The following is a 21573-nucleotide window of genomic DNA, read 5'->3' on the forward strand; positions in this document are numbered from 1 at the left end:
ATAAGGTTGTCCCGTATTAATGTCTGAAATGCCGCATGCCGGTCAATACCATTGCGATATTGTGTTCGTCGGCGGCGGCAATCACTTCTGCATCGCGCATCGAGCCGCCGGGATGAATAACTGCGGTTATGCCGGCCGCCGCTGCTGCGTCGATGCCGTCGCGGAACGGAAAAAAGGCGTCGGAGGCCATGACCGAGCCGGGCACGGTTAAGCCTTCGTCGGCGGCCTTGATGCTGGCGATTTTTGCCGAATAAACTCGACTCATTTGTCCGGCACCAATGCCGATGGTTTGGCCATCTTTGCCGTAGACAATCGCATTGGATTTGACGAATTTGGCAACTTTCCAGACAAACAGTAAGTCCGCCAATTCTTGTTCGGTCGGTGCGCGTTTGCTGACTACTTTCAAATCGGCAGCGCTGATCTTCCCGGTATCCTTGTCCTGAACTAATAAGCCGCCTGTGATGCGTTTAAAATCTAAGGCTGATTCATGGGTATTTGTCCAATAGCCGGTTTCCAGCACCCGGACGTTCTGCTTTTTTGCCAACGCCGCTTGCGCACCCGCTGATACGGCCGGTGCGATGATCACTTCGACGAACTGGCGTCCTGCGATTTCCGCCGCAGTCTTTTCGTCCAGTTCGCGGTTGAAAGCGATGATGCCGCCAAAAGCGGAAGTCGGGTCGGTCGCGTACGCCAGATTGTATGCGTCGAAAATGTCACCGCTTACCGCAACGCCGCAAGGATTGGCGTGTTTGACGATCACGCAGGCCGGTTGGTCGTTAAACGCTTTGACACATTCCAATGCCGCATCGGCGTCGGCAATATTGTTGTAAGACAATTCCTTGCCTTGTAACTGTTTGGCAGCGGCTATGCTGCCGGCGGGTGGATTTTTTTCACCATAAAAAGCCGCGTTTTGATGGGGATTTTCACCGTAACGCATGCTCTGCAGGCGGTGGAATTGTAGATTTAGGGTTTCTGGAAAATCGCCGCTATCGACGACTTTACTGAGATAAGCGGCAATCATCGTGTCGTAACGCGCAGTATGCTCGAAGCTCTTTAGTGCCAATTTAAAACGGGTGTCGTGGCTTAGGGCGCCGGCATTAGCTTGTAACTCGGCCAAAATTTTCGGGTAATCGACCGGATCGACAACGATAGCCACGTCATTATGGTTCTTGGCTGCGCCCCGGATCATGCTTGGGCCGCCAATATCGATATTTTCTATCGCGGTTTCCAGATCGCAATCGGGTTTCGCCACGGTTTGTTCGAACGGATACAGGTTGACCACCACCATATCGATAGCTTTGATGCCGTTCTCGGCCATCACGGTGTCATCAATGCCGCGTCGACCCAGAATGCCTCCGTGAACTTTGGGATGTAGGGTTTTAACGCGGCCGTCCATCATTTCCGGGAAGCCGGTGTAGTCGGAGACTTCGGTAACGGCAATATCATTGTCGGCCAGCAGTTTAGCCGTGCCGCCGGTGGATAGTAGTTCGACGCCCAGGTGGCTGAGTTCTCGGCAAAACTCCAGAATACCGGTTTTGTCGGAAACGCTGACCAAGGCGCGGGTCACTTTTTTATTTATGCCCAAAGTGGGATTCATGCAAACCTCAAGAAAGGGTAAAAAGAAGGGTTGGAAATTAACCTATGCCGTAATGTTCAAGCTTTTTGCGTAAGGTGCTGCGGCTGAGGCCGAGGATAATCGCGGCTTTGCTTTGATTGTAATCGCAGTGTTTCAGCGTGGTTTCCAGTAGGGGTCTTTCCACTTCTGCTAAAACCAAATGGTATAAACCGCTGGAATCGTGCCCGTTTAGGTGGGCGAAATAGTCTTCGACGCAATGACGGACATGGTCAGACAGCGTTTGCTCGCTGCCGGTGACTTTATGAGTAAGATGTTTTCCCATCTAGGCGGCTCGTGGTGTCAGCAAATTGAAAGAGGCGTTGACGAGCGCGAGTTGCCGCGCAGCGTGTTGGGCTTGGTTAATTGCAGTCTTTTGGTCGGCAGGCAGAGTGCCGAGATGATCGAAATACCAGCCGATGTGCTTGCGGGCGATTCTAACACCACTGTCGTTGCCATAAAAACTGTATAAATTTTCCAGGTGCCGGTTGATAACGGCTTTGATGTCGGTCAAGCTAAGTGGTGAATATGTCGTGTTGCTTAGATGGGCGACTAGGTCATTAAATATCCAGGGTTTGCCTTGCGCCGCTCGCCCTATCATCACCGCGTCGGCTCCCGTATATGCCAATACCTCACTGGCTTTAGCGGGGCTATCGATATCGCCGTTTGCGATAATCGGAATACTGATACTTTGTTTGACCTGTTTGATGGTGTCGTACTCAGCATGTCCGGAAAATTTACAGGCTCGGCTGCGCCCGTGGATGGTGAGCGCTTGAATGCCGCAGTTCTCAGCAATTTTGGCGATGCTTGGCGCGTTTCTATTAGCTAAGTCCCAGCCCGTACGAATCTTGAGGGTTACCGGGATTTCCACGGCATTGATTACCGCGTCTAAAATTTTAGCCACTAATGACTCATTTTTCATTAGCGCTGAACCCGCCGCCACCGAGCACACTTTTTTTGCCGGGCAGCCCATGTTAATGTCGATAATCTGGGCGCCTCGGTCCTGATTCAATTTGGCCGCTTCAGCCATTTGCCGAGGGTCGGTACCCAAAATTTGCACCGAGCGCAGGCTAATGTCGCCGTTGTAATCGAGCTTTTTCAGGGTGCGCGGGTGGTGCTGCAAGCTGCGATTTGAAATCACCATTTCCGACACCGTGAGGCCCGCTCCAAATTCGCTGCAGATTTGCCGAAACGGCGCGTCTGTAATGCCCGCCATAGGCGCTAGTAATACTGGGTTGGGAAGTTCGTAAGGGCCAATTCGCATGAAAAGCCAAGCTAGTCGAAAAAGGCGGCAAATGATACCTGAAAAAGCGCTGATTAACGATGGCTGCAAGAAAGTTCTTGAAAATTGTTGATGGCGTTGATTTGGGAGCAAGTCCTGAGTATTAATTTGGCTTTTAGATCTTCTGTGAATATCCTTGCCGCGAAATCGGGGGATGAAGAATAAGCTTGCGCAATCCTCGAGATTTAAGGATTTGTGGAAGAGGATTGCATCCTTTGTCCGCGATGAAGTAGTCTTGGTTGAACAATTTTGGAGTCAGATTAAATGGATAAACAAAGCTCAAATACTGTTTGGCATCACGCCACGGTAACGCGTAGCCGCCGAGAGATTTTAAACGGGCACAAATCTGCCATTCTATGGTTTACCGGTTTGTCCGGAGCGGGTAAGTCAACATTGGCCCACGCCGTGGAAGAGCGTTTGCATCAATTAAAATGTCGGACATTTGTATTGGATGGCGATAATGTGCGCCAGGGCTTATGTGGTGACCTAGGGTTTAGTCATCAAGACCGGCAGGAGAATATTCGTAGAATTGCCGAAGTTGCCAAATTGATGCTGGAAGCCGGTAACATAACCTTAACTGCCTTTATTTCGCCCTTCCGGGCCGAACGGCAATATGCGCGAAATTTGGTACCGCACGGCGATTTTATTGAAATTTACTGCAACTGCGAGTTGTCTGTGTGCGAACAGCGGGATGTAAAAGGTCTTTATAAAAAAGCGCGACAAGGCGATATCAAACAATTCACCGGTATATCTTCGCCTTATGAAGTGCCGGAAAACCCCGACATGATAGTAGATACCGGGCTGTATGAATTGGAAACCTGTGTCGACCAAGTGATGAGCATGCTCGAGTTGCGCGGCGTTATCTCTCCTGTTAAAGGAGAAATGTAAAGTGAATATCGACGTATTTAATGGCGATGCGGATGGTATTTGTGCACTGCTACAGTTGCGATTGGCTTTTCCCATGGCGTCTAAACTTATTACCGGGGTCAAGCGCGACATTGGTTTATTAAGTCGAGTTTCCGCCGAGGCAGGGGATCAGATAGTTGTGCTCGACATCTCTCTTGACAAGAATCGCTTACATCTATGCGAGTTTCTTAATAAAGGTGTCAGTGTTTTTTACATGGATCACCATTATTCAGGTGAAATTCCCGTTCACCAAGGTCTGGCCTCTTTAATAAGCACTGATGCCAACGTTTGCACAAGTTTATTGATGAATATTTATTTGAAGCAACGCTTTGCCGAATGGGCTGTGACAGGGGCTTTTGGCGATAATTTGGATGCTTCGGCAAGAGAAGCCGCTAAGTTACTTAATTTAACGGCCCAAGAATTGCTTAAGCTACAGCAACTGGGAATCGCTATCAATTACAACGCTTACGGTGCGAGTATCGATGATCTATATTTTGCTCCGGATGAGCTCTATAGGCAGCTGGAAGGTTTTATATCGCCGTTTGACTTTATCCGGGATAAGGCGGAAATTTGTCAGCAATTATTTAATGGTTATAACGAGGATATGAGTCTAGCGGCGCAAGTTGATGCTGAATATCAGACCGACAGTATCTCGGTAGTTATTTTGCCTGATGAAAAGTGGGCAAGGCGGGTATCTGGTGTATGGGGAAATCAACTGGCTAATCAATATCCGAATAGGGCTCATGCAATCGTTAGCAACAATCAAAGAGGAGGCTATCAAATTAGCGTTAGAGCCCCGATAAATAATAAAGTTGGTGCCGATGTGTTATGTGCCTTATTTTCGGGTGGCGGCCGTAAGGCTGCGGCAGGTATTAATCATATTCCATACCAGCAGTTGACCAATTTTGTAGCGGCTTTTCAAAGCCAATATCAATGAGCCAAGTTTTTTGTGAAAAATAGCTTATTAATTGCTTGTGTTGTTTATACGATTTTTGTCGTTTACGGCAGTTTGGTGCCATGGCAATTTAATAGTATTTCGTTAAGCGATGCTTGGTTTCGTTTTCAGAATATTGAATATTTGACCCTAGGTATTGCGTCAAGAGCAGATTGGGTTGCCAATATTCTGCTATTTATACCGCTTGCCTTTCTTTGGCTGGGCACGCTTTCCCTAAAGCAACAATTTGTTGGTAGGTGTGTATCGTCAGTTTTTGTATTGATAGTCAGTTTTTTGCTTTGTTCGACTATCGAATTTACTCAGTTATTTTTTCCTCCCAGAACGGTGTCGTTAAACGACATAATAGCCGAAACTTTGGGAGCCGCCATTGGTGTTTTTGCGTGGTGGGTTTTTGGTGGAAGATTTGCCAATTGGTTTGAAAATTGGCAAATAAATAAAAACAATTCAGTTCCCTATTTGCAAATCTATTTGGGGTGTATGTTTTTTTACAGTGTCATCCCGCTGGATTTAACCCTAAGTCCTGTTGAGTTTTATCATAAATGGCATGAAGGGCGCGTTATTCTACTGCCATTTTATGGGTTAAAGGGAGAAGCTTTTCGAGATATATATGACTGCTTGTCTGACGTCATATTATGGATACCAATTCCTTGGCTATGGTATAAGCTGAAACCTTTGAGTAAAGTTGATCTATTAAAAAGAGTTTTTTTCTCGGCAACTATAATTGAGTTTTTTCAGCTGTTTGTATATAGCAGGGTTACCGATGTTACGGATATTTTGCTTGCGTTGGTGGGCGGTTTTATTGGCGTGCAATTAATAAAGTTAGGTTCAAATAGGCTTGCTTTGGTCGGAAGTGCTAGTGAGTTGAAAAGTTATCATAGGTTCACTGTTTTGTATGTGTGTTTAGCGTATTTTTTATGGGTATTGGTTGTAGGATTTGTATTTTTGTACCCTTATGATTTTGAGTGGGGTTATATAAGACTTTCAACTTGGAGTGATAAGTTTCTTAGAGTGCCTTTTTATGCATATTATTATGGTACCGAATATAGGGCTATTACAGAGGTTTTTCATAAAATTTTATTTTTTATGCCTTTTGGTTTGATAGGGTATTCTTTTCAGTATTTTAATAGCCGTAATCAAGCAAGTATCATTATTTTGGCTGTAATAGTGATGACGGCTCTGAGTATTGAATTTGCACAATTGTTTTTGCCAAATAAAAATGTTGATATAACAGATGTTATTTTAGAATCTTTTGGAGGGTATCTCGGTTATTCGGTGGTCAAGCTGCTGCAACTTAATAGACCTGCTTTGCCGGAGCCTAAAAACAAGCTGGGAAATGAGGTTTTGTTTGCGATTTCAAGGGGGCAGGCTAATTTTGCTGAAGGCTCGGCTTCCGTGAGTCGTCCAAGAAATATTACGAGCTATACAAGTGGGATACCCCTATTTTTGCTGGCAGTGGGGTCTGTATTTGTGACTTTGGGTGTGCTGATATTTGTCAGTGGCTCTGAGGCTATGCCTTACAATGTGAGGGAGTTATTTTCGAAAGAATACCGAATCATCAGTGCTTTAGGCATAGCTGTATTGATTTATTGGTGCTTTGCATATCCGCTATTCTCTTTGATGAATATTTTGAAAAACGGTAGGGGAGAAGTTTTTTTTTATGCTCGTTTTTTAGCGGTACATACTCTGATAGCGTGGATGTTGGTAAGGGTTATTGTTCCCCTTGAAAGTATACATGATGTGTTGGGCTCTCCAATTTTGAGTATCCCCGCAGAGCTAGAGCTAGCGTTTCGGTTTTTAGGTTTGTTTGGTGTATATTCATTAATCGCATTGACAGCCACTCATGCGGCGCTTTTTTGGGTGGTTTCAACTCGGCAGTTGGTGCGGCTTTTCGTTTTAGGCTTCTTTTGGATATTATCGTTACTGCCGTTTGGGTATTGGGTCGTGGTTATTGAAGCTGCGACGGACAATCTAACAGAGTTAATGATCAATAGTGGCTATTCTTTCGCGGTCATCTGTATTGGTATTTATTTTTTTCTGGTCGGCTGGCTAGGTTCGTCAATTTTATTTTTAACAGTTTTTAATAATAATCGGCACATTATTGTTATCGGATTTTTATTTATAATTTCTTTTCCATTAGGCTATCAGTTGTTAAGTTGGGGAACGGAGCAGTTTATTCTAAAGTATGATGCTGTTTTTTCGGCTATGCAATTTTTGTTAAGTGCTGATAGAAGTCATTTAGTTTCAGGCGATATATTAATGGCGCGTTTTTTTGTGGCGCACTTTGGACTGGTTTTATTGGTTTTTACGGCTCAAGCCCCGCTGTGTATGATTTTTCGTAATGTGGTTACGTCGAAATATTCAGCGAAGCCCATGTAACGAAGTGCTTAGTGGTGTTTTAGTTTTTCAGATGGCTATTTTAGTTTTTATTATTTTTTTTAAATTGATACGTATTTATGTGCTTGGGTAGTCTTGCATGATATTTAGAAGTTTTCCATTCGCACTTATTCTGATGGCATTATTGAGCATATTCTTTACGAATGTAGTTGCGATGGGTATTCAGGCTGAGCTTGTCGTAGATGGCGTTAACGTGAAAGACGACAAAGAGAAGACTCAAACAGCTCCAGATGGCGTTAAAGACATTCTAAGTTCGGTTGATCTTAAAAAAGATATTGCTAAAATTCATAGTCATGAAATAGCTGTGCAAAATATCAGAGCCAAGGTTTCTCCAGACGAATTGGCTGTTGATGATTCTTCGATCTCACGACCTATATTTCGACAGCAGGAAAACATTAATAAACCTGCGCAGTTTTCCTTCTTTGTTCCAGATTTTTCTGATGCCGATTTGGTTAGGGGGAGGGGTGGCTATAATTACTCCGATGATGTATTTTCCTCTAAAAAACTCCTGGACGAACTACGGGATAGTCTTGGGGAAGGAATATATAGCAAATTAGTTTGGACCTATTACGATCTTAAAGACCTTGACAGCAGAATATATGCGAGCATGGTGGGGTATGATTTAAGTGGCAGTAATTTGTTGGGAAAGTTACAACAGTTTATCGGGGTGGATGAGAATTTGAATGCTATGATAGTTTTCAAGAGCAGTATTGGAATAACTCCTAAACCTGAGGGTGCTGGTGATAGGATAAATCAAGATTCTGGCAGAAATTCTAAGGTTATACTTGACTTCTCTCAACGTAATTTCGCCAGAAAAGAAGAGGTTGATACTGGGCGACTTCAATATATTTTAAAATACTTGACGATAAAGAATTTTGTATACAGCTTATTGGCATTAATGGGGTTTGGTTCGGTTTGGCGGATGTTTAGGTTTTTTGTTAAACAAGATTTAAGATAACTGCTCCTAAAAAACATCCTGATTACCCATAAACCTCAGCAACTTTGAGGCCTCCTGCAAGTCCAATGAAAGCCCCAACCTGACTGGAGATCGTGCCATGAAAAAGAACCCGGTCCAATTTCAAAAGGGCTTCAGTTTGATGGATTTCCTGAAGCGCTACGGTACCGAAAGCCAATGCGCCGAAGCCCTATTTCAGGCGCGATGGCCCTCGGGTTTTCAATGTCTACGTTGTGGTGGCGGTCGTTATAGCGCGGTCAAGACCCGTCATCTCTATCAATGTACGACCTGTCATCATCAAACGTCGCTGACTAGCGGGACACTGAAATGGTTTAATGAAGCCGGACACTTCTAAAAGCAGACTTTATACTGTTATTAGAGGTAAGCATGACAAACGAAAAACAACACAACCGACCCAAATATAGTTTGGAATTCAGGCAAGATGCCGCCAAGCTAGTTTTGGAGAAAGGCTATAGTCAGCAACAAGCAGCCGATCATTTGGGCGTATCGTTAAGTGCGATGGGACGCTGGGTTCGGGCGGAACGCAAGCCCTCGGCGACTGACGCGACGATGAAAAAAACAGCGTAAACTTGGGAGAGCATGACGAATTGATTCGCTTGCGCAAGGAAAATGAACAGTTACGGATGGAGCGCGAAATATTAAAAAAGGCGGCCGTCTTCTTTGCGAAAGAAGCCGAATACCCACAGGGCACAAGTAAAGTACGGGTTTATTCGAGAGCAAGAGAAGACGTATCCAGTGACCGTACTGTGTCGAGTGATGCAGGTGAGTACCAGCGCCTATTACGATTGGTTAAAAGCCCCGAAAGACGTTGAAAAAGAGCAACAAGATCGAAAAATGGCCGAAACAGCCAGGCAGATTTTTGTCGACAATAAGCAGTGCTTTGGTTCGCGTCGCCTAGCCGATCGCTTGCAAAAACAGGGATTTGCTGCGGGTCGTTTTAAAACCCGGCGACTCATGCGAGACTTGAGATTGCAGGTACGTTATCCCAAGCGATTTAAAGCGACGACCGACAGCAACCACAATGAGGCTATTTCACCCAATCGATTGGATCGGCAATTTCAAGTAGCCAAGCCTAATCAGGTGTGGACGACCGATATCACCTATGTGTAGACGCTGCAGGGCTGGCTTTACGTTGCGGTGATCATTGATCTCTTTTCCCGCCAAGTCGTTGGCTGGGCGATTGACGATCACATGCGCACATCGCTTTGCGCCAATGCCTTGCAAATGGCCTTCTACCCACAGGGCACAAGTGGCGGCGTAAGCCTCCGCCCGGCTTATTGCATCATTCCGATCAAGGTAGCCAAGATGCGAGCCGAGAATATCGTCACCATTTGGCCGTCATGAAGATGGAGCAGAGTATGAGCCGAAAAGGCAATTGCTGGGATAATTCCCCAACCGAACGCTTTTTTCGCAGTTTAAAGCACGAACAGCTCAACTACGAAAAATTCAAAACCCAAGAAGCGGCGAAACTGAGCGTGATCGATTATTTGGCTTTTTACAATGGCCGGCGATCGCACTCAACATTGGGTTACCAATCCCCAATCGAATTTGAGCGGGAGTTCTATAAAAAATCTGCCTGATTTGGTGTCCGGGTTTTGTTGACCATTACATCGCCGCCTGATTCAGTTCGTCTGTACACCAGATTTGACTATTTCTCCACTTCTTCTTCCAGACGAGCATTTTCCCGTTTCAGCCGCGCGATTTCGGCTTGCTGGAGTTTTTGCTCTTCAAACGGTTGGCCGGTTTGACGGCTTTTGGCTTGCCAGTTGTACAGCATGGCCTGAGCAATGCCCAAATGCTTGGCGACCTTTGGAACACCGTCTTGCTTGGCTCGCTTCTTAAACTGCGGTGAATATTGGGTGCGTTTCGGTTTTCCGGCAACGACTGATGGCTGTTCGTTGGTTTTCATAAGACTCCTCATGTTCAGAGATTACTCTCTTAGTGGGGGGGCTGTGAATCGTGGGCAAGATCAATTAACTACTGAACACCAGATTTGATAGTAGCTTTGGTGTTTATGAGAGTGGCTAGGACATGTACATGTAACAAGCCAATAAAAAAGCCACCTAAGTTTTTAAAGACTTAAGTGGCTCTTTAAGTTTTAACAAAAAGCGGGATTGATTGCGTTATAGCAAATGTATCTCGCCAAATGTATTAGCGGTAGCTTTTACGTAAGCCCATGCCCAACAAGCCAACAGACAGCAAAAGCAGCGAGCCCGGCTCAGGAACTGAGCCTGTTTTGCCTTTTAGTTCGCCGGTACCGGTCAGCAGGCCAGGAACGCCAGATGGCTGAAAGCTGTCGGAGAATGTGAAGTCTGCATTGTTTGCGCCAACTGAAACGCCGTTAATTGTAGAAACAGTGTTAGTGTCAAAGAATAGCGCTGCTTGTCCGCCCAACACGTCCCATGCTCCGTAGCCACCACCAGTATCACCCAGACTTGAAATAGAGGCACCGTTCAATTCGGCGTAGATAGCGCCCAATCCTGTCGGGCCTAAGCCGTACGCATCGTAATCGTGTCCGGTCAATGTCAGCCAGATATTGCCGTCGTTTGCAGTGGCTGAATTTGAAGCATCGAAGTCAGCGGTTGCATCATAATAAAACGTCATGGATGCTAGGTTAAATATTGCTTCGCCGTTTACGTCGCCGTCAAAATTTCCAGCATTGGACAGTGTGAATGTTCCAAAGTAGCTCAATTCCGCGCCTGGAGCGACGAAAGTTGTTGTGCCGTTGACGTTTGAAACCGTTCCGAAGAAAGTTACAACATCTCCTACGTTATTAGCTTCTGTTTCCCATATTGTGCCGTTCATTGTTAAATCAAAGCCGCTAGCCTCGTTCCAGGTTACTCCGCCGACGCTGGCAGCAAAAGATACGCTTGGTGCGATTAGTGCGCCCACCAATGTGAGCTTTGCAATAGAGTGTTTCATAAAATTTCCTGTTTAATGGATTGTAAGGGTGTTTGTTTACGTTTGATGAAAAGCAGAAAGCATGCCAAATAAAAACACAATATAAAACAATAACTTAATTTTTTGATAATTTCATGTGTAAAATTTATCGACAGGTCTGCTCTTGTTTCCTAATCCAGAGTGATTTTGTCGTCTGGCTTTGCTAGTGTTTAGTTTTTATTCGATTTAGATTGCAAATAACAGGCTATAGCAACTTCCAAGGAGTTTTTAACAGGCGGTAAGCTCGGGCCAGTATTTACCAGGAATAGATCGGCTGTTTTGTCGTTGCCAAAAATCTGCCTGTCAGCCAAATAATCAAGAAAAATCGGAACGGCTTTTAGTTGGCGTAAAGTAGTGTGACTAACAATTGGCATCATCGCCCGTAAAAGGAATGTAAAAAATACTGACGGTACGGCAATCACAGCTGGCAAAGGCGTATCAAACTCACGCATTTTGTCGCGCACCAGAGTTTGCAAATGGGTCAATTGCATGGATAAGTGCGGACCCGAACAAAGATGTAGAATCTTGTTGGTGGTGAGAGTTGGCTGATTGGCACTCCATTGGATAGCGCGTGCGACATAATCTACCGGCACTGTATCAAGCGTGGCATCTTTTAAATGCGGTAGCAAGCCATGAGTTTTGGCACCTGATATGAATTCGCACAAGTAATAAAAAATTTGAAAGTGAATAATCTTGCCGGTTTTTGAGTCACCCACAACCATGCTGGGCCTGTGAACGGTTATCGGCAAATTGTAAAGTTCAATTTGTTGGTGAAGATAATCTTCGGCCTCCGCTTTGGATTGCTCATAGGTGTTGTGAAAGCTCCTCGGTTGGGTGATCCAAGTTTCAGGGACGATACCTGACATTCTGCCGGCAACGCCAACTGTGCTGACATATTCGACTTTTTGTAAATTTCCTGACGCTTGACACGCTAGCGCAAGCTCGATTACGTTTTTTGCGGATCCCAACGCATGTTGTCTGGCTACTTCCAGGGGTAAATTCATTCTGACAACGCCGGCACAATGAATAATGTGGGTACATTGGCTAGAGACTTCGGCGTAAACACTTTCAGATACTCCAAATTTTTCAAGATCGGCATCGCCTTGCAAAGCGATGACACGGTTTCTGGCGCTTACTTCTTGTTCCTTATCCAGGTTCCAAAAGAGGAATAGAGCTTCGAGACGAATTTTTAAGTGCTCAGAGGATTCGGCGCGGATCAGCAGCCATACAAAGTTATCAGCTTCTTCCAAAAGTAAGGGCACCAAGGTACTGCCGACTGCCCCCGTGGCACCGGTAACAAAAATTCTTTTTGCCATATGAGAGCGCTCCATGATGGATTGAATATTGTCGAAGTCTAAAAATCCAGAATCAACGCTTTCGCATTAGCGGAGAATCTTTAGCTGCTTTGTATTGTAATTAAAACTAAAGCTTCAATAGCACGATATCGCGGCTAGCTGAAATTGGTTGGGAATGGATAGTCGATTCTGGCTCTTCCAACAAGTTATAAAGTTCCTCTATCCATTTTTCGTATTTGTGTCGGATATTTTTACGGCGAAGCTTCAGATTTGTCGTTAATTCTTGCTCCGCAACCGATAGGGGCTTATATGAAAAAATGATGCCAACTGGGCGCTTATATTCGGGTAAACCCAAAGTGGTTGCTGTCAGATCTATAGCGATTTTTTTCGCGTAAGTAGTTCTAGATTGGTCTTCAATGGTATTTGAATTGCCAACTGTTACCAAGGCAACCAAGAATTTTCTATTCTCGCCGAAAACAACAGCATGCTCTATCGCTACATTGCTTTGGAGTACCGACTCGATTGCAACGGGGGCAATTTTTCTACCAGTTGACGTTTTAAAAACTTCAGATTTTCGTCCGGTCAAGCTTATAAAGCCCTGGGCGTCGATTTTCGCGTAATCTCCTGTAGGAAGGAATTCTGATTCGTTGGTGCTCTGCTTAGTGGGTTGGTCGTCAAGGTATCCGTTAAAAACGCCTATGCCTTTAACTAGTAGTTCGTCATCATCGGCCAAGTTTATGGTGTTGCCTGGTAAAGCCTTGCCTACCGTGCCAAAACGGTATTCTGACGATCTATTTGCGGCAATAGGCACCACGTTTTCGCTTAGTCCATATGCCTCTAAAATCAACAATCCCAGAGATTGGTAACGATGTAACAACCATACCGGCATGGCTGCCGATCCGCTCACCATATACCGTATATTTTCGCCAAAAAGAGAGGTAAATGATTTAAAAACTTGGCGATTGGCAGCTCTGAATAATGAGCCGATAGTTGACGGGCTTTCACCCATTTTAAGGCTATATTTCAGGCATAGAGAGATAAGCCGCGGCTGCAGATTTAGTTTGGCTTCAAATCCTTGGTAAAGTTTTTCATAAAATCGAGGTACAGCAATGAATATGTGGGGATTTATTGCTGGCAGATATTCGATGATTTTATGCGTCTGCTCTACAAAGTATACTTCGGCTCCTCCGGCTAATGCACATAAATTCACAATGCGTTGAAATAAGTTGGAAAGCGGTAACCAGCAGACTAAATGGCACGGTTTATCGTTTAGTTCCGGGTAGGTGAGTAGTATAGAGTCTATAGCAGCAATAATTTGATCATGTCGATAGGCGATACCTTTGGGCGTGCCGGTAGTACCCGACGTGAATACAATAGTGGCAATATCGGAAGGTTTTAGAATTTCAGGCTGCGGAGTATCGTTGAGTTCGCCATTTGCTGTCTCGGGTATATCTAGATATTTGATTTTATCTTGTTGATATCTCGATGGATCGCTATTAAATGCAACAATATTGTCAAATTGGCTGAGATCGTTAAATTTATCCAGGTATTTGATTTGGTCTATAGCCAGGATTTTAACGTTAGCAATTTTTATGATCGCGTTTAATTGCTCGGAGTTTTCGTTGGGATCGATACCAACCACAATTCCGCCTAATGATAAAAAGGCGTGATGTAGAGATTCCCATACGTGCGAGGTTGTAGCCATAATTGCGACAACCTGCCCTGTATTTATGCCAAGAGCCTGTAATTTCCCGGATAAACCCATCACTTTCCGATAAAACTCTATATTGCTTATCGGATGCCAAGTATCGTCAGTATCCAGAATCCAGTGAGCTACGTCATCCGGATGTTCGTGTGCTCTAAGTTTTAATAAATCGGGAAGTGTCTTATATCGACTCATACGTTCTCCTTTTAAGTCATACAGGCGGGTCGTAAGCACCTTTAGGCTCGGTAATAGCTAGCTCGTGTTCCGACATTCCCAACCAATTTAGACTAGTTCTGACATCCTTGCCCAAGAAGACTTTGTTTTTGATCATGAAGTCGACCAGTGGGATCAAAATTTTCCACTCTTTTAGATTGGCTTTACCCTCACGAATTAAAGCCGCGAATTCGGGAAGATAGGGATTGTAGCCAAAGTGCTTTAAGTCGGAATACATCAGCAGCCAGTTGATTGGGTAGTTACTGAAGATCGGACTGGCATGCTTACTTGACTTAACCAGGCCCAATTCGACGACTTTTTGCATCACTTCTTCCTGATTATATTCCCAGGCATGGTAAGGGGCTAAATAGCGTGGAAATTGAGTGCCTTTAGGGTAATTGTTGGGATTGAAAAAGCGCGATAATTCTTGTTCATCGAATTCTCCGCACGTTTTCAGTGCCGGCGGCGTCCAGTCGACTTCGCAGATTAATTTTCTGGAGAATTCGTAGAGCATTCTTTCCGGTTCAGGCTGCCCCGGCGAGTATCCTGCGAGGACTAGCGGTATATTTTTTTGAAGGGCCAGTTTGATTGCATCGCCTTCGAATAGCGGGGCATAGACATAAGATACTGTGTAGACAGCACCTCTCGGTTCTTGATGTTTTAAGAGATAACGAAAAGCCTTTTGGTAGAAGTTATCGGATGGGCGGTATACCAGGTGGTCAATGTCGAGTTTGCCGAGTGTGCGACGGATGTTATCCCAGGCAATCGGGGGAATATTAATATCGGTGGTAAATGCCAGGACTTTTAAACCGTACTCCACCTTTAGCTTGTAGAGCAAGTTAAGGCTATCTTTGCCGCCGCTGACCGGCACTAGGCAGTCATATTCCGCTTGCCCCTTGCAGTCTTTTAGCGCCTTTTCCAGATCGAGCTCTCGCTCCTTGCGGCTTTCTTCCTCTTGTCTTTGGTGTTGAGGATTAAAATCTCGGCAAAGATTACAAACGCGATTCGCGTCCAGGGTTATCTCGGGTACTGCATCGGAAATCAAGCATTGCTTACAGCTGGCCATGTTCACCTCGCCGGAAATGGGTAAATTTTTAAGGTTAAGAGGTTTTTGCAGGTCTCGAATGAATTTAGTTTTGCCAGGAATTAAACTAGTTAAGCCAGATAAAAAATGCAGTTTTGGGTTGTAAAGTTGATTGCTAGTTTCTCTTGCTATAGAGCCAAGAAATTATCTCGCTCCCTTACCCCACAAAATAACCTCTACCGTGCTCAGCATTATCGTCAAGTCCAGAAACAGGCTGTAGTTTTTGACGTAATACAAATCAAATTGCAGTTTTTGTCGGGTATCGTATTCGCTGGCGCCATAGGGGTAACATAGTTGCGCCCATCCGGTGATGCCGGGTTTAACCCTATGCCGTTCTTTATAATAAGGAATATTCTCTTCGAAGCCTTTTACGAATTCCGGTCTCTCCGGGCGCGGGCCGACAAAGCTCATATCGCCTTTTAGCACGTTTAGTAGTTGTGGCAGCTCGTCTATCCGATATTTACGAATCACTTTGCCGACGCGAGTTACGCGGTCATCGGTTTGGCTAGCCCATTGCGCGCCATTTTTTTCAGCGTCGATACGCATACTGCGAAATTTAATGACATCGAACGGAATGTCCCGATAGCCGACACGTTTTTGCCGATAGAAAACCGGTGCACCAAAGCCGCTTTCGATATAGATCGCCAACATGGTGAGGATCATTAGCCACCAACTGACGGAGAGTAGTAGTAGACTGGCTAAAATATCGAAGCTGCGTTTGACGATGGGGCGTAAACCGCCACTCACAAAACCATCGGAAAACATCAGCCAGCTTGGACTCAGCGCCTCCAGAAAAACCAGCCGTTGCTCTCTCTCATAGAAAGTTTGCAAGTCCATGATTTGCACGCCGGACATTTTGATGTCCAGCAGTTCCTCTACGGGTAGTTTTTTTCTACGATCATCGACAGCGATGACTATTTCATCGACGTTAGCGGCTTCGACAATATCGGTTAGCCTGATTTTTTCGTTGAGCGCAATCGCATGGGGTACGCTTATTGGTTCGTCCTCCAGCGTGATGTAACCGACTATTTCAAATCCTCTATAAATATAGCTGGAATTAACGACGCTGAGTTCTCCCGCTCTTTGCCCACAACCCACCACTAACACCCTGCGTTTTAAATTATCCAGATTGACGAAGCGATAAAATAAATATCGTGTTAACAGCAAGCCCACAAAAGAAAAAATAATTGCGGAAATCAAGACGCTGCGTGCCAGCATCAAATCGGGAATGATGTAGTAGATGAACGCCAGTATAAATACCGCAACGGCAAAGCTGAAGCTGATGCGCTGGAGAATATTGTATTCTTCTTTATCCAGTGTTTTGCGGTACAAGCCCAAACCGGAACAGCTGGCGATAAACACCACTGCGTAAACCGCTGCTGAAGCAGCGAGTTCGGATTGGGAATACCAGGATGCTATATATAAAAATCTGAGGCCAGCGCCGCAATACATAGCCAGATAAAACACCAAAGATTCCACTATAAGCAACCAAAGGTAGGCGGTGGAAATGTAATGTCGAAAAATTCTTATCATGTGAAGGCTACCGCTAACTCCTGGATAATAACTATTTGACGATATTCTGTTTTAGAAGCGTCTTGATATGTTCAGCGGGAATAGCATAGGTGATGCCGCTGGGATTGGATATGGCATTTTCTTTGCTGCCCTGTACAAAGACTTTGTTAATGATACCAACAACTTTTCCGGAATTGATGTCGTACAAGGGGCTGCCGCTGTTGCCGGGGTAGGCGGTGGCGTCTAATTGGAACACATTGAAGGGCGTCTGTAGTCGTTTCAGCATATTGACGTTTAACTGCCGAGTGGCGATTGCCGGTATGGCGTTGGGTGAAATAGCCGAAATAATGCTTCGGTGCGTGACCGGATACAAACCCAGCACCATGCCTATTGGGTAACCGGTGAATGCATATTGCTCGCCCTCCCGCACTATTAATGAGTCACCGATTTCCAGTGCGGGTAAAACTCCGCCGTCTACCTTTAGCAATGCCAGATCGTGATCTTCATCGGTTACGGTCAGTTCTGCAATTTGCATTTGTTCTTTTTGCTCGTGGCGATAAAAAACCGCATAACGTTCGAGGTGCTCTTCGTCTAGTTTTTTTGCGGTTACGTGAGCGTTGGTAACCACTTTTCTGCCGTCGGCAACGGCGAAGCCGGTGCCCAGGAATACCGCACGCGGGTTTCGTGTTGGCATATAAGTGCCGATAGCTACTATTCCGGGTTTGACTCGGGCAAGAATCTCGGGGAGGTTAACTTCATCGGCATGGCTGGTGGCGATGGCGGATAGTCCGATAAATAGCGCCAAGAGATAAAGTATTTGGTTTTTCATGGCTGGAGGAGTTAAGGGGCCTTAATTGGTAGAGCTTGGAAAGTTTAGTCTAACTTAGCATGAATGCGGGCGTCGTCGTGAATTAACAGTTGTTTACACTTTGGTAATAGACAGGCACCGGCTTAGATAGCGCTTAATGTCCACCGGGAACAACGAGCGTGGGCATTGACCCGGTAAAATTATATACCCAGTGAACTAGTTGGTTTCTTTTGAGTCTTATTTTTCGGAGATAGTAAGACAATTCCCGGTAGTGTCTGGCAGTGGTGTATCAGCGGGTTTGAGATTAAAAAACGCAGGTCGCTGGCCTTCTGTTAAATCGCTACCGGTTTTTTTATGCTTATATCAGACCGATTCTGTTTGAAAATCGTTGTTCTTCCAACACAACACCTCCGCGCCATCCGGCTTCCAATCCGCCAACACGTAGCGTCTGGCCGGCCGGCCATCCAGCATAAATTCGTGTAATTTCGGTCGATGCGTGTGTCCATGAATCAATGTGCAGCAACCATACTTGCGCAGGCTTTCGGCCACCGTATCCTGGTTGACATCCATAATATCCAGGGTTTTGCCGCGTTTATGATAATAGCTGCGCAACCGATACCAACGTGCCGCTATCAGCCGCAGCCACAAAGGTTTGGACAACACATTTTGTTGCCATGTCTGGCCGTGCGATTTAATGCGAAAGGCTTGATAAGCTAGGTCGTCGCTGCAGAGTAAATCGCCGTGGGTCAGCAAGATCCTCTGACCATTCAATTCGATAGTCGCATATTCATCCAACAAACGGATACCGGTTTCCCGGCAGAAATCTTGACCCAGCAAAAAATCGCGGTTGCCCTGCAACAGAAAAATCTCGGTGCCGGCGTCGCTAAGTTGTTTGAGAGCGTTTTTGATGGCCGGGATAGGCCGGGTATTGTCGTCGTCGCCGATCCAGGCGTCGAACAAATCGCCAAGGATATACAGCGATTTTGCCTTGATGGCGCGCTGCTGCAAAAAGCCTAAGAAACGCCGGGTGATCTCCGGTTTTTCCAAAGCCAGATGCAGGTCGGAGATGAAGAGTACGTCTTGTTTCACGTTAAGCAACAGCGGTTTCCGCCCACTTATCGGCGGAAACCGCTAATTATTATTCGATAACTTCGGCTTTTTCGATAACGATGTCGGTTTTCGGTACATCCTGATGCGGACCGCGATTGCCGGTGGCTTGTTTGGCCATGGCATCGACGACATCCATGCCTTCGATCACTTCTCCGAATACTGCATAACCCCAACCGCTGGGGCTTGGGCTCGTGTGATCCAGAAAGGAATTGTCTTTATAATTGATAAAAAATTGCGCGGTTGCTGAATGCGGATCGTTAGTACGAGCCATTGCCAAGGTGCCGCGTTTGTTTTTCAGGCCGTTATCTGCTTCGTTTTTGATGGGGGCATTGGTTTCTTTTTGCTTAAAAGAGCTGTCAAAACCGCCGCCTTGCGCCATAAAGCCCGGGATTACTCGGTGGAAAATGGTGCTCGCATAAAAGCCCTGTTTCACGTAGGCCAGAAAGTTGGCGGCGGAAACCGGTGCTTTTTCGTCTTCCAATTGAATGACTACGTCGCCCAGGGAAGTGGTTAATTTGACTTTGCTATGTGTATTGGACATTTTAATTTCTGTTGCAAATGAAAGGGTTGAGAATAAAAACAGCATCAGGTAAACCAGGGTGGTGCGCATTAAAAGCTCCTTAATCTCGCTGCAAGCCGCGAATTCTATGTGTTTTTATCTTGAAAGAGAAGCCGAAATCTTGATAGATTGCCAGATGTTTTGCTGCATTCACCTATTATTGTCATGCTGAAAATCTACAACACGCTAACCCGAAGTAAGCAAGAATTCATTCCCAAACAGCCTGGCAAAGTCGGCATGTATGTCTGTGGCATGACGGTTTATGACTACTGTCACATCGGCCATGCGCGGGTCATGGTGGTGTTCGATACAGTCGCCCGTTATTTGCGGCATGCCGGGTATCAGCTTACCTACGTCAGAAATATTACCGACATAGACGACAAAATTATTCAGCGCGCCAATGAGAATGGCGAGGCGTTTACCGCATTGACTGAACGTTTTATCGAAGCCATGCATGAAGACGAGCGGGCTTTGTCGGTGTTGCAGCCGGATATCGAACCCAAAGCCACGCAATCCATCGCCGACATCGTGAAGATGATTTCGACATTAATCGAGCGTGAGTTTGCCTACGTCGGCAGCAACGGTGATGTGTTTTACGCGGTAAACCGCTTTGACGGCTACGGCAAGCTGTCCGGTAAAAATATCGAAGACTTACAAGCCGGCGAGCGGGTGAATGTCGATACCGCCAAACGCGATCCGCTGGATTTTGTACTGTGGAAAATGGCCAAGCCCGGCGAACCTTATTGGGATTCACCGTGGGGGCAGGGTAGGCCGGGTTGGCATATCGAATGCTCGGCAATGTCCACCTGCTGCCTGGGCAATCATTTTGATATTCATGGCGGCGGCATGGACTTGCAATTCCCGCACCACGAAAACGAGATCGCCCAGTCGGAAGGCGCCACTGGCGAGCCTTTTGTCAATTACTGGATGCATAACGGGTTCGTGCGGGTCAACGAAGAAAAAATGTCCAAATCGCTGGGCAATTTTTTCACCGTGCGCGAGGTGTTGAAACAATATCGCCCGGAAGTGATTCGCTTCTTCATCCTTTCCAGCCATTATCGCAGCCCGCTGAATTATTCCGACGAACAGCTCGACGAGGCGGGTGTGGCTTTGACTCGTTTGTATACAGCCTTGAGAGGTGTCGAAATTATCGATGTGGCTATCGATGCAGATTACTGCCAGCGTTTCGAACAGGCGATGGATGACGACTTTAATACACCAGTGGCTTTGGCTGTTCTATTTGATTTAGCGCGCGAATTAAACAAAGCCGAGGAAAAAAGCGTGCTGGCGGCAACATTAAAGCGACTGGCGGCCATTTTGGGCATATTGCAGGACGATCCGGACAGTTTTTTGAAGGGTGGAGCAGCGCCTGATGGTCTGAGTGAAACGGAAATAGAGCAATTGATCGACGCCAGAAAAACCGCGAAAGCCAGCAAAGACTGGGCGCAAGCCGACCAAATTCGCGATCAATTGAAAGCGAAGGGCATTGTGCTGGAGGATGTGGCTGGCGGCAACACCATTTGGCGCCGCGAAAGTTAAGGACTGTCAATGAACGAAATCAAAGATAAATCGGTAGAAACATTCCTGGACGAACTAGCTGGCAAGCAAGCCACGCCCGGCGGCGGTAGCGCGGCGGCAGTGATGGGTGCGCAAGCCGCCGCCTTGACCAGCATGGTCTGTAATTTGACCATCGGCAAACCCAAATACGCGGCGGTGGAAGAACAGATGCAGGCTTTGCTGATCGAGTCGGAAGCCTTGCGGCAAACCTTAATTGGTATGATCAAAGCCGATGTCGATGTATTTGACAAACTGATGGCCTGTTATGGCTTACCTAAAAGCACTGACGACGAGAAAGCCGTGCGCGCCGAACAGATTCAAACGGTGCTCAGAGAAGCCACCCTGGTGCCGCTGGAATGCGCGAAAGCTTGCGCCAAGGCTATCGAGTTGGGCCGGGTGGCTGCCGAACACGGTAATCTGGGGGTGATCAGCGATGCCGGCGTGGCGGTAATGGCAGGCTACGCCGGCTTGAAAAGCGCGGCACTGAATGTGCAGATCAATGCCGCGAGTTTGAAAGACAGGCCGTTTGCCGAAGCCCAACTTGCAGAATTGGATATTTTGTTGCAAACCGGCGAACAGGCCGCCGAGCAGATTTACCGTATCGTCAGGGAAAAGCTTTAAATCTTTCCTTAGGACGGGGCAATTTCAATCGCCCCCTCTCTGCT

The 21573-nt window shown here is 46.1% G+C and carries 21 protein-coding genes and 1 pseudogene; 10 read left to right on the top strand and 12 right to left on the bottom strand.

The window, feature by feature from the left end; translation table 11 throughout:
- Positions 1 to 16 precede the first annotated feature (16 nt).
- Genes purH through dusB form a run of 3 tightly spaced genes read right to left on the bottom strand, consistent with a single transcriptional unit; the run spans position 17 to position 2876 of the window.
- Entirely contained in the window at positions 17 to 1597 is a 1581-nt protein-coding gene (gene purH / locus CWO84_RS19905; RefSeq protein ID WP_033155666.1) for a bifunctional phosphoribosylaminoimidazolecarboxamide formyltransferase/IMP cyclohydrolase, read from the bottom strand.
- Positions 1598 to 1634: 37 nt separating this feature from the next.
- Positions 1635 to 1898: a helix-turn-helix domain-containing protein gene (locus CWO84_RS19910; RefSeq protein WP_020485063.1), complete on the bottom strand. Its 264-nt coding sequence runs from the start codon at positions 1896 to 1898 to the stop codon at positions 1635 to 1637.
- Entirely contained in the window at positions 1899 to 2876 is a 978-nt protein-coding gene (gene dusB, locus CWO84_RS19915) for a tRNA dihydrouridine synthase DusB (RefSeq protein WP_084153223.1), read from the bottom strand.
- Between the two features lie 282 nt (positions 2877 to 3158).
- Here dusB and cysC point away from each other — a divergent pair, with 282 nt between their 5' ends.
- From cysC to CWO84_RS24530, 8 genes and pseudogenes are all read left to right on the top strand, one after another.
- Positions 3159 to 3782 (top strand): adenylyl-sulfate kinase, encoded by a 624-nt coding sequence (cysC, locus tag CWO84_RS19920; RefSeq protein WP_033155664.1) that lies wholly within the window; start codon positions 3159 to 3161, stop codon positions 3780 to 3782.
- Between the two features lies 1 nt (position 3783).
- A complete protein-coding gene (locus tag CWO84_RS19925) occupies positions 3784 to 4737 on the top strand; it encodes a DHHA1 domain-containing protein (RefSeq protein WP_033155663.1) in 954 nt (317 codons plus the stop codon).
- A 12-nt stretch (positions 4738 to 4749) separates the two neighbouring features.
- Positions 4750 to 7131, top strand: coding sequence for a VanZ family protein (locus CWO84_RS19930; protein ID WP_084153222.1), 2382 nt, complete (start codon positions 4750 to 4752; stop codon positions 7129 to 7131).
- Positions 7132 to 7228: 97 nt separating this feature from the next.
- Positions 7229 to 8107, top strand: a complete 879-nt coding sequence (locus CWO84_RS19935; RefSeq protein ID WP_033155661.1) for a hypothetical protein — start codon at positions 7229 to 7231, stop codon at positions 8105 to 8107.
- A gap of 97 nt (positions 8108 to 8204) precedes the next feature.
- Positions 8205 to 8429: pseudogene (locus tag CWO84_RS19940) on the top strand (transposase); the annotation flags it as partial.
- A gap of 62 nt (positions 8430 to 8491) precedes the next feature.
- Entirely contained in the window at positions 8492 to 8692 is a 201-nt protein-coding gene (locus tag CWO84_RS19945; protein WP_051669700.1) for a transposase, read from the top strand.
- Positions 8693 to 8785: 93 nt separating this feature from the next.
- Positions 8786 to 9235 (top strand): IS3 family transposase, encoded by a 450-nt coding sequence (locus tag CWO84_RS19955; protein ID WP_165385983.1) that lies wholly within the window; start codon positions 8786 to 8788, stop codon positions 9233 to 9235.
- 167 nt (positions 9236 to 9402) lie between these two features.
- Entirely contained in the window at positions 9403 to 9705 is a 303-nt protein-coding gene (locus CWO84_RS24530; protein ID WP_240618102.1) for an integrase core domain-containing protein, read from the top strand.
- A 68-nt stretch (positions 9706 to 9773) separates the two neighbouring features.
- Here CWO84_RS24530 and CWO84_RS19970 read toward each other — a convergent pair whose 3' ends face one another.
- The 9 genes from CWO84_RS19970 to CWO84_RS20010 form a co-directional block, all read right to left on the bottom strand.
- Entirely contained in the window at positions 9774 to 10034 is a 261-nt protein-coding gene (locus CWO84_RS19970; protein ID WP_033155660.1) for a transposase, read from the bottom strand.
- Positions 10035 to 10276: 242 nt separating this feature from the next.
- The gene (locus tag CWO84_RS19975) at positions 10277 to 11047 is read right to left on the bottom strand and encodes a PEP-CTERM sorting domain-containing protein (RefSeq protein ID WP_033155659.1); all 771 of its coding nucleotides are present in this window, start codon (positions 11045 to 11047) and stop codon (positions 10277 to 10279) included.
- A 188-nt stretch (positions 11048 to 11235) separates the two neighbouring features.
- Positions 11236 to 12381, bottom strand: coding sequence for an SDR family oxidoreductase (locus tag CWO84_RS19980; RefSeq protein ID WP_033155658.1), 1146 nt, complete (start codon positions 12379 to 12381; stop codon positions 11236 to 11238).
- 106 nt (positions 12382 to 12487) lie between these two features.
- Positions 12488 to 14260 carry an AMP-binding protein gene (locus tag CWO84_RS19985; RefSeq protein WP_101054759.1) on the bottom strand — a complete coding sequence of 591 codons (1773 nt, stop codon included), beginning with the start codon at positions 14258 to 14260 and terminating at the stop codon, positions 12488 to 12490.
- Positions 14261 to 14276: 16 nt separating this feature from the next.
- Positions 14277 to 15323, bottom strand: a complete 1047-nt coding sequence (locus tag CWO84_RS19990; protein ID WP_240618103.1) for a hypothetical protein — start codon at positions 15321 to 15323, stop codon at positions 14277 to 14279.
- Between the two features lie 183 nt (positions 15324 to 15506).
- Entirely contained in the window at positions 15507 to 16895 is a 1389-nt protein-coding gene (locus CWO84_RS19995; RefSeq protein WP_033155656.1) for a TIGR03013 family XrtA/PEP-CTERM system glycosyltransferase, read from the bottom strand.
- A 31-nt stretch (positions 16896 to 16926) separates the two neighbouring features.
- A complete protein-coding gene (locus CWO84_RS20000; RefSeq protein ID WP_033155655.1) occupies positions 16927 to 17703 on the bottom strand; it encodes a serine protease in 777 nt (258 codons plus the stop codon).
- A gap of 342 nt (positions 17704 to 18045) precedes the next feature.
- Positions 18046 to 18771 carry a UDP-2,3-diacylglucosamine diphosphatase gene (locus tag CWO84_RS20005; RefSeq protein WP_033155813.1) on the bottom strand — a complete coding sequence of 242 codons (726 nt, stop codon included), beginning with the start codon at positions 18769 to 18771 and terminating at the stop codon, positions 18046 to 18048.
- 49 nt (positions 18772 to 18820) lie between these two features.
- Positions 18821 to 19402 carry a peptidylprolyl isomerase gene (locus tag CWO84_RS20010; protein ID WP_033155654.1) on the bottom strand — a complete coding sequence of 194 codons (582 nt, stop codon included), beginning with the start codon at positions 19400 to 19402 and terminating at the stop codon, positions 18821 to 18823.
- A 114-nt stretch (positions 19403 to 19516) separates the two neighbouring features.
- Between CWO84_RS20010 and cysS the strand changes: the two genes are divergently transcribed.
- Both cysS and fchA read left to right on the top strand, forming a co-directional pair.
- Positions 19517 to 20890 (top strand): cysteine--tRNA ligase, encoded by a 1374-nt coding sequence (gene cysS / locus CWO84_RS20015; RefSeq protein ID WP_033155653.1) that lies wholly within the window; start codon positions 19517 to 19519, stop codon positions 20888 to 20890.
- A 9-nt stretch (positions 20891 to 20899) separates the two neighbouring features.
- Complete coding sequence (gene fchA, locus CWO84_RS20020) at positions 20900 to 21529, top strand: methenyltetrahydrofolate cyclohydrolase (RefSeq protein ID WP_033155652.1); 630 nt, start codon at positions 20900 to 20902, stop codon at positions 21527 to 21529.
- The last annotated feature ends 44 nt before the right edge of the window (positions 21530 to 21573 follow it).

It is taken from the genome of Methylomonas sp. Kb3, from assembly GCF_002834115.1.
In the GTDB taxonomy this organism is placed as follows: domain Bacteria; phylum Pseudomonadota; class Gammaproteobacteria; order Methylococcales; family Methylomonadaceae; genus Methylomonas; species Methylomonas defluvii.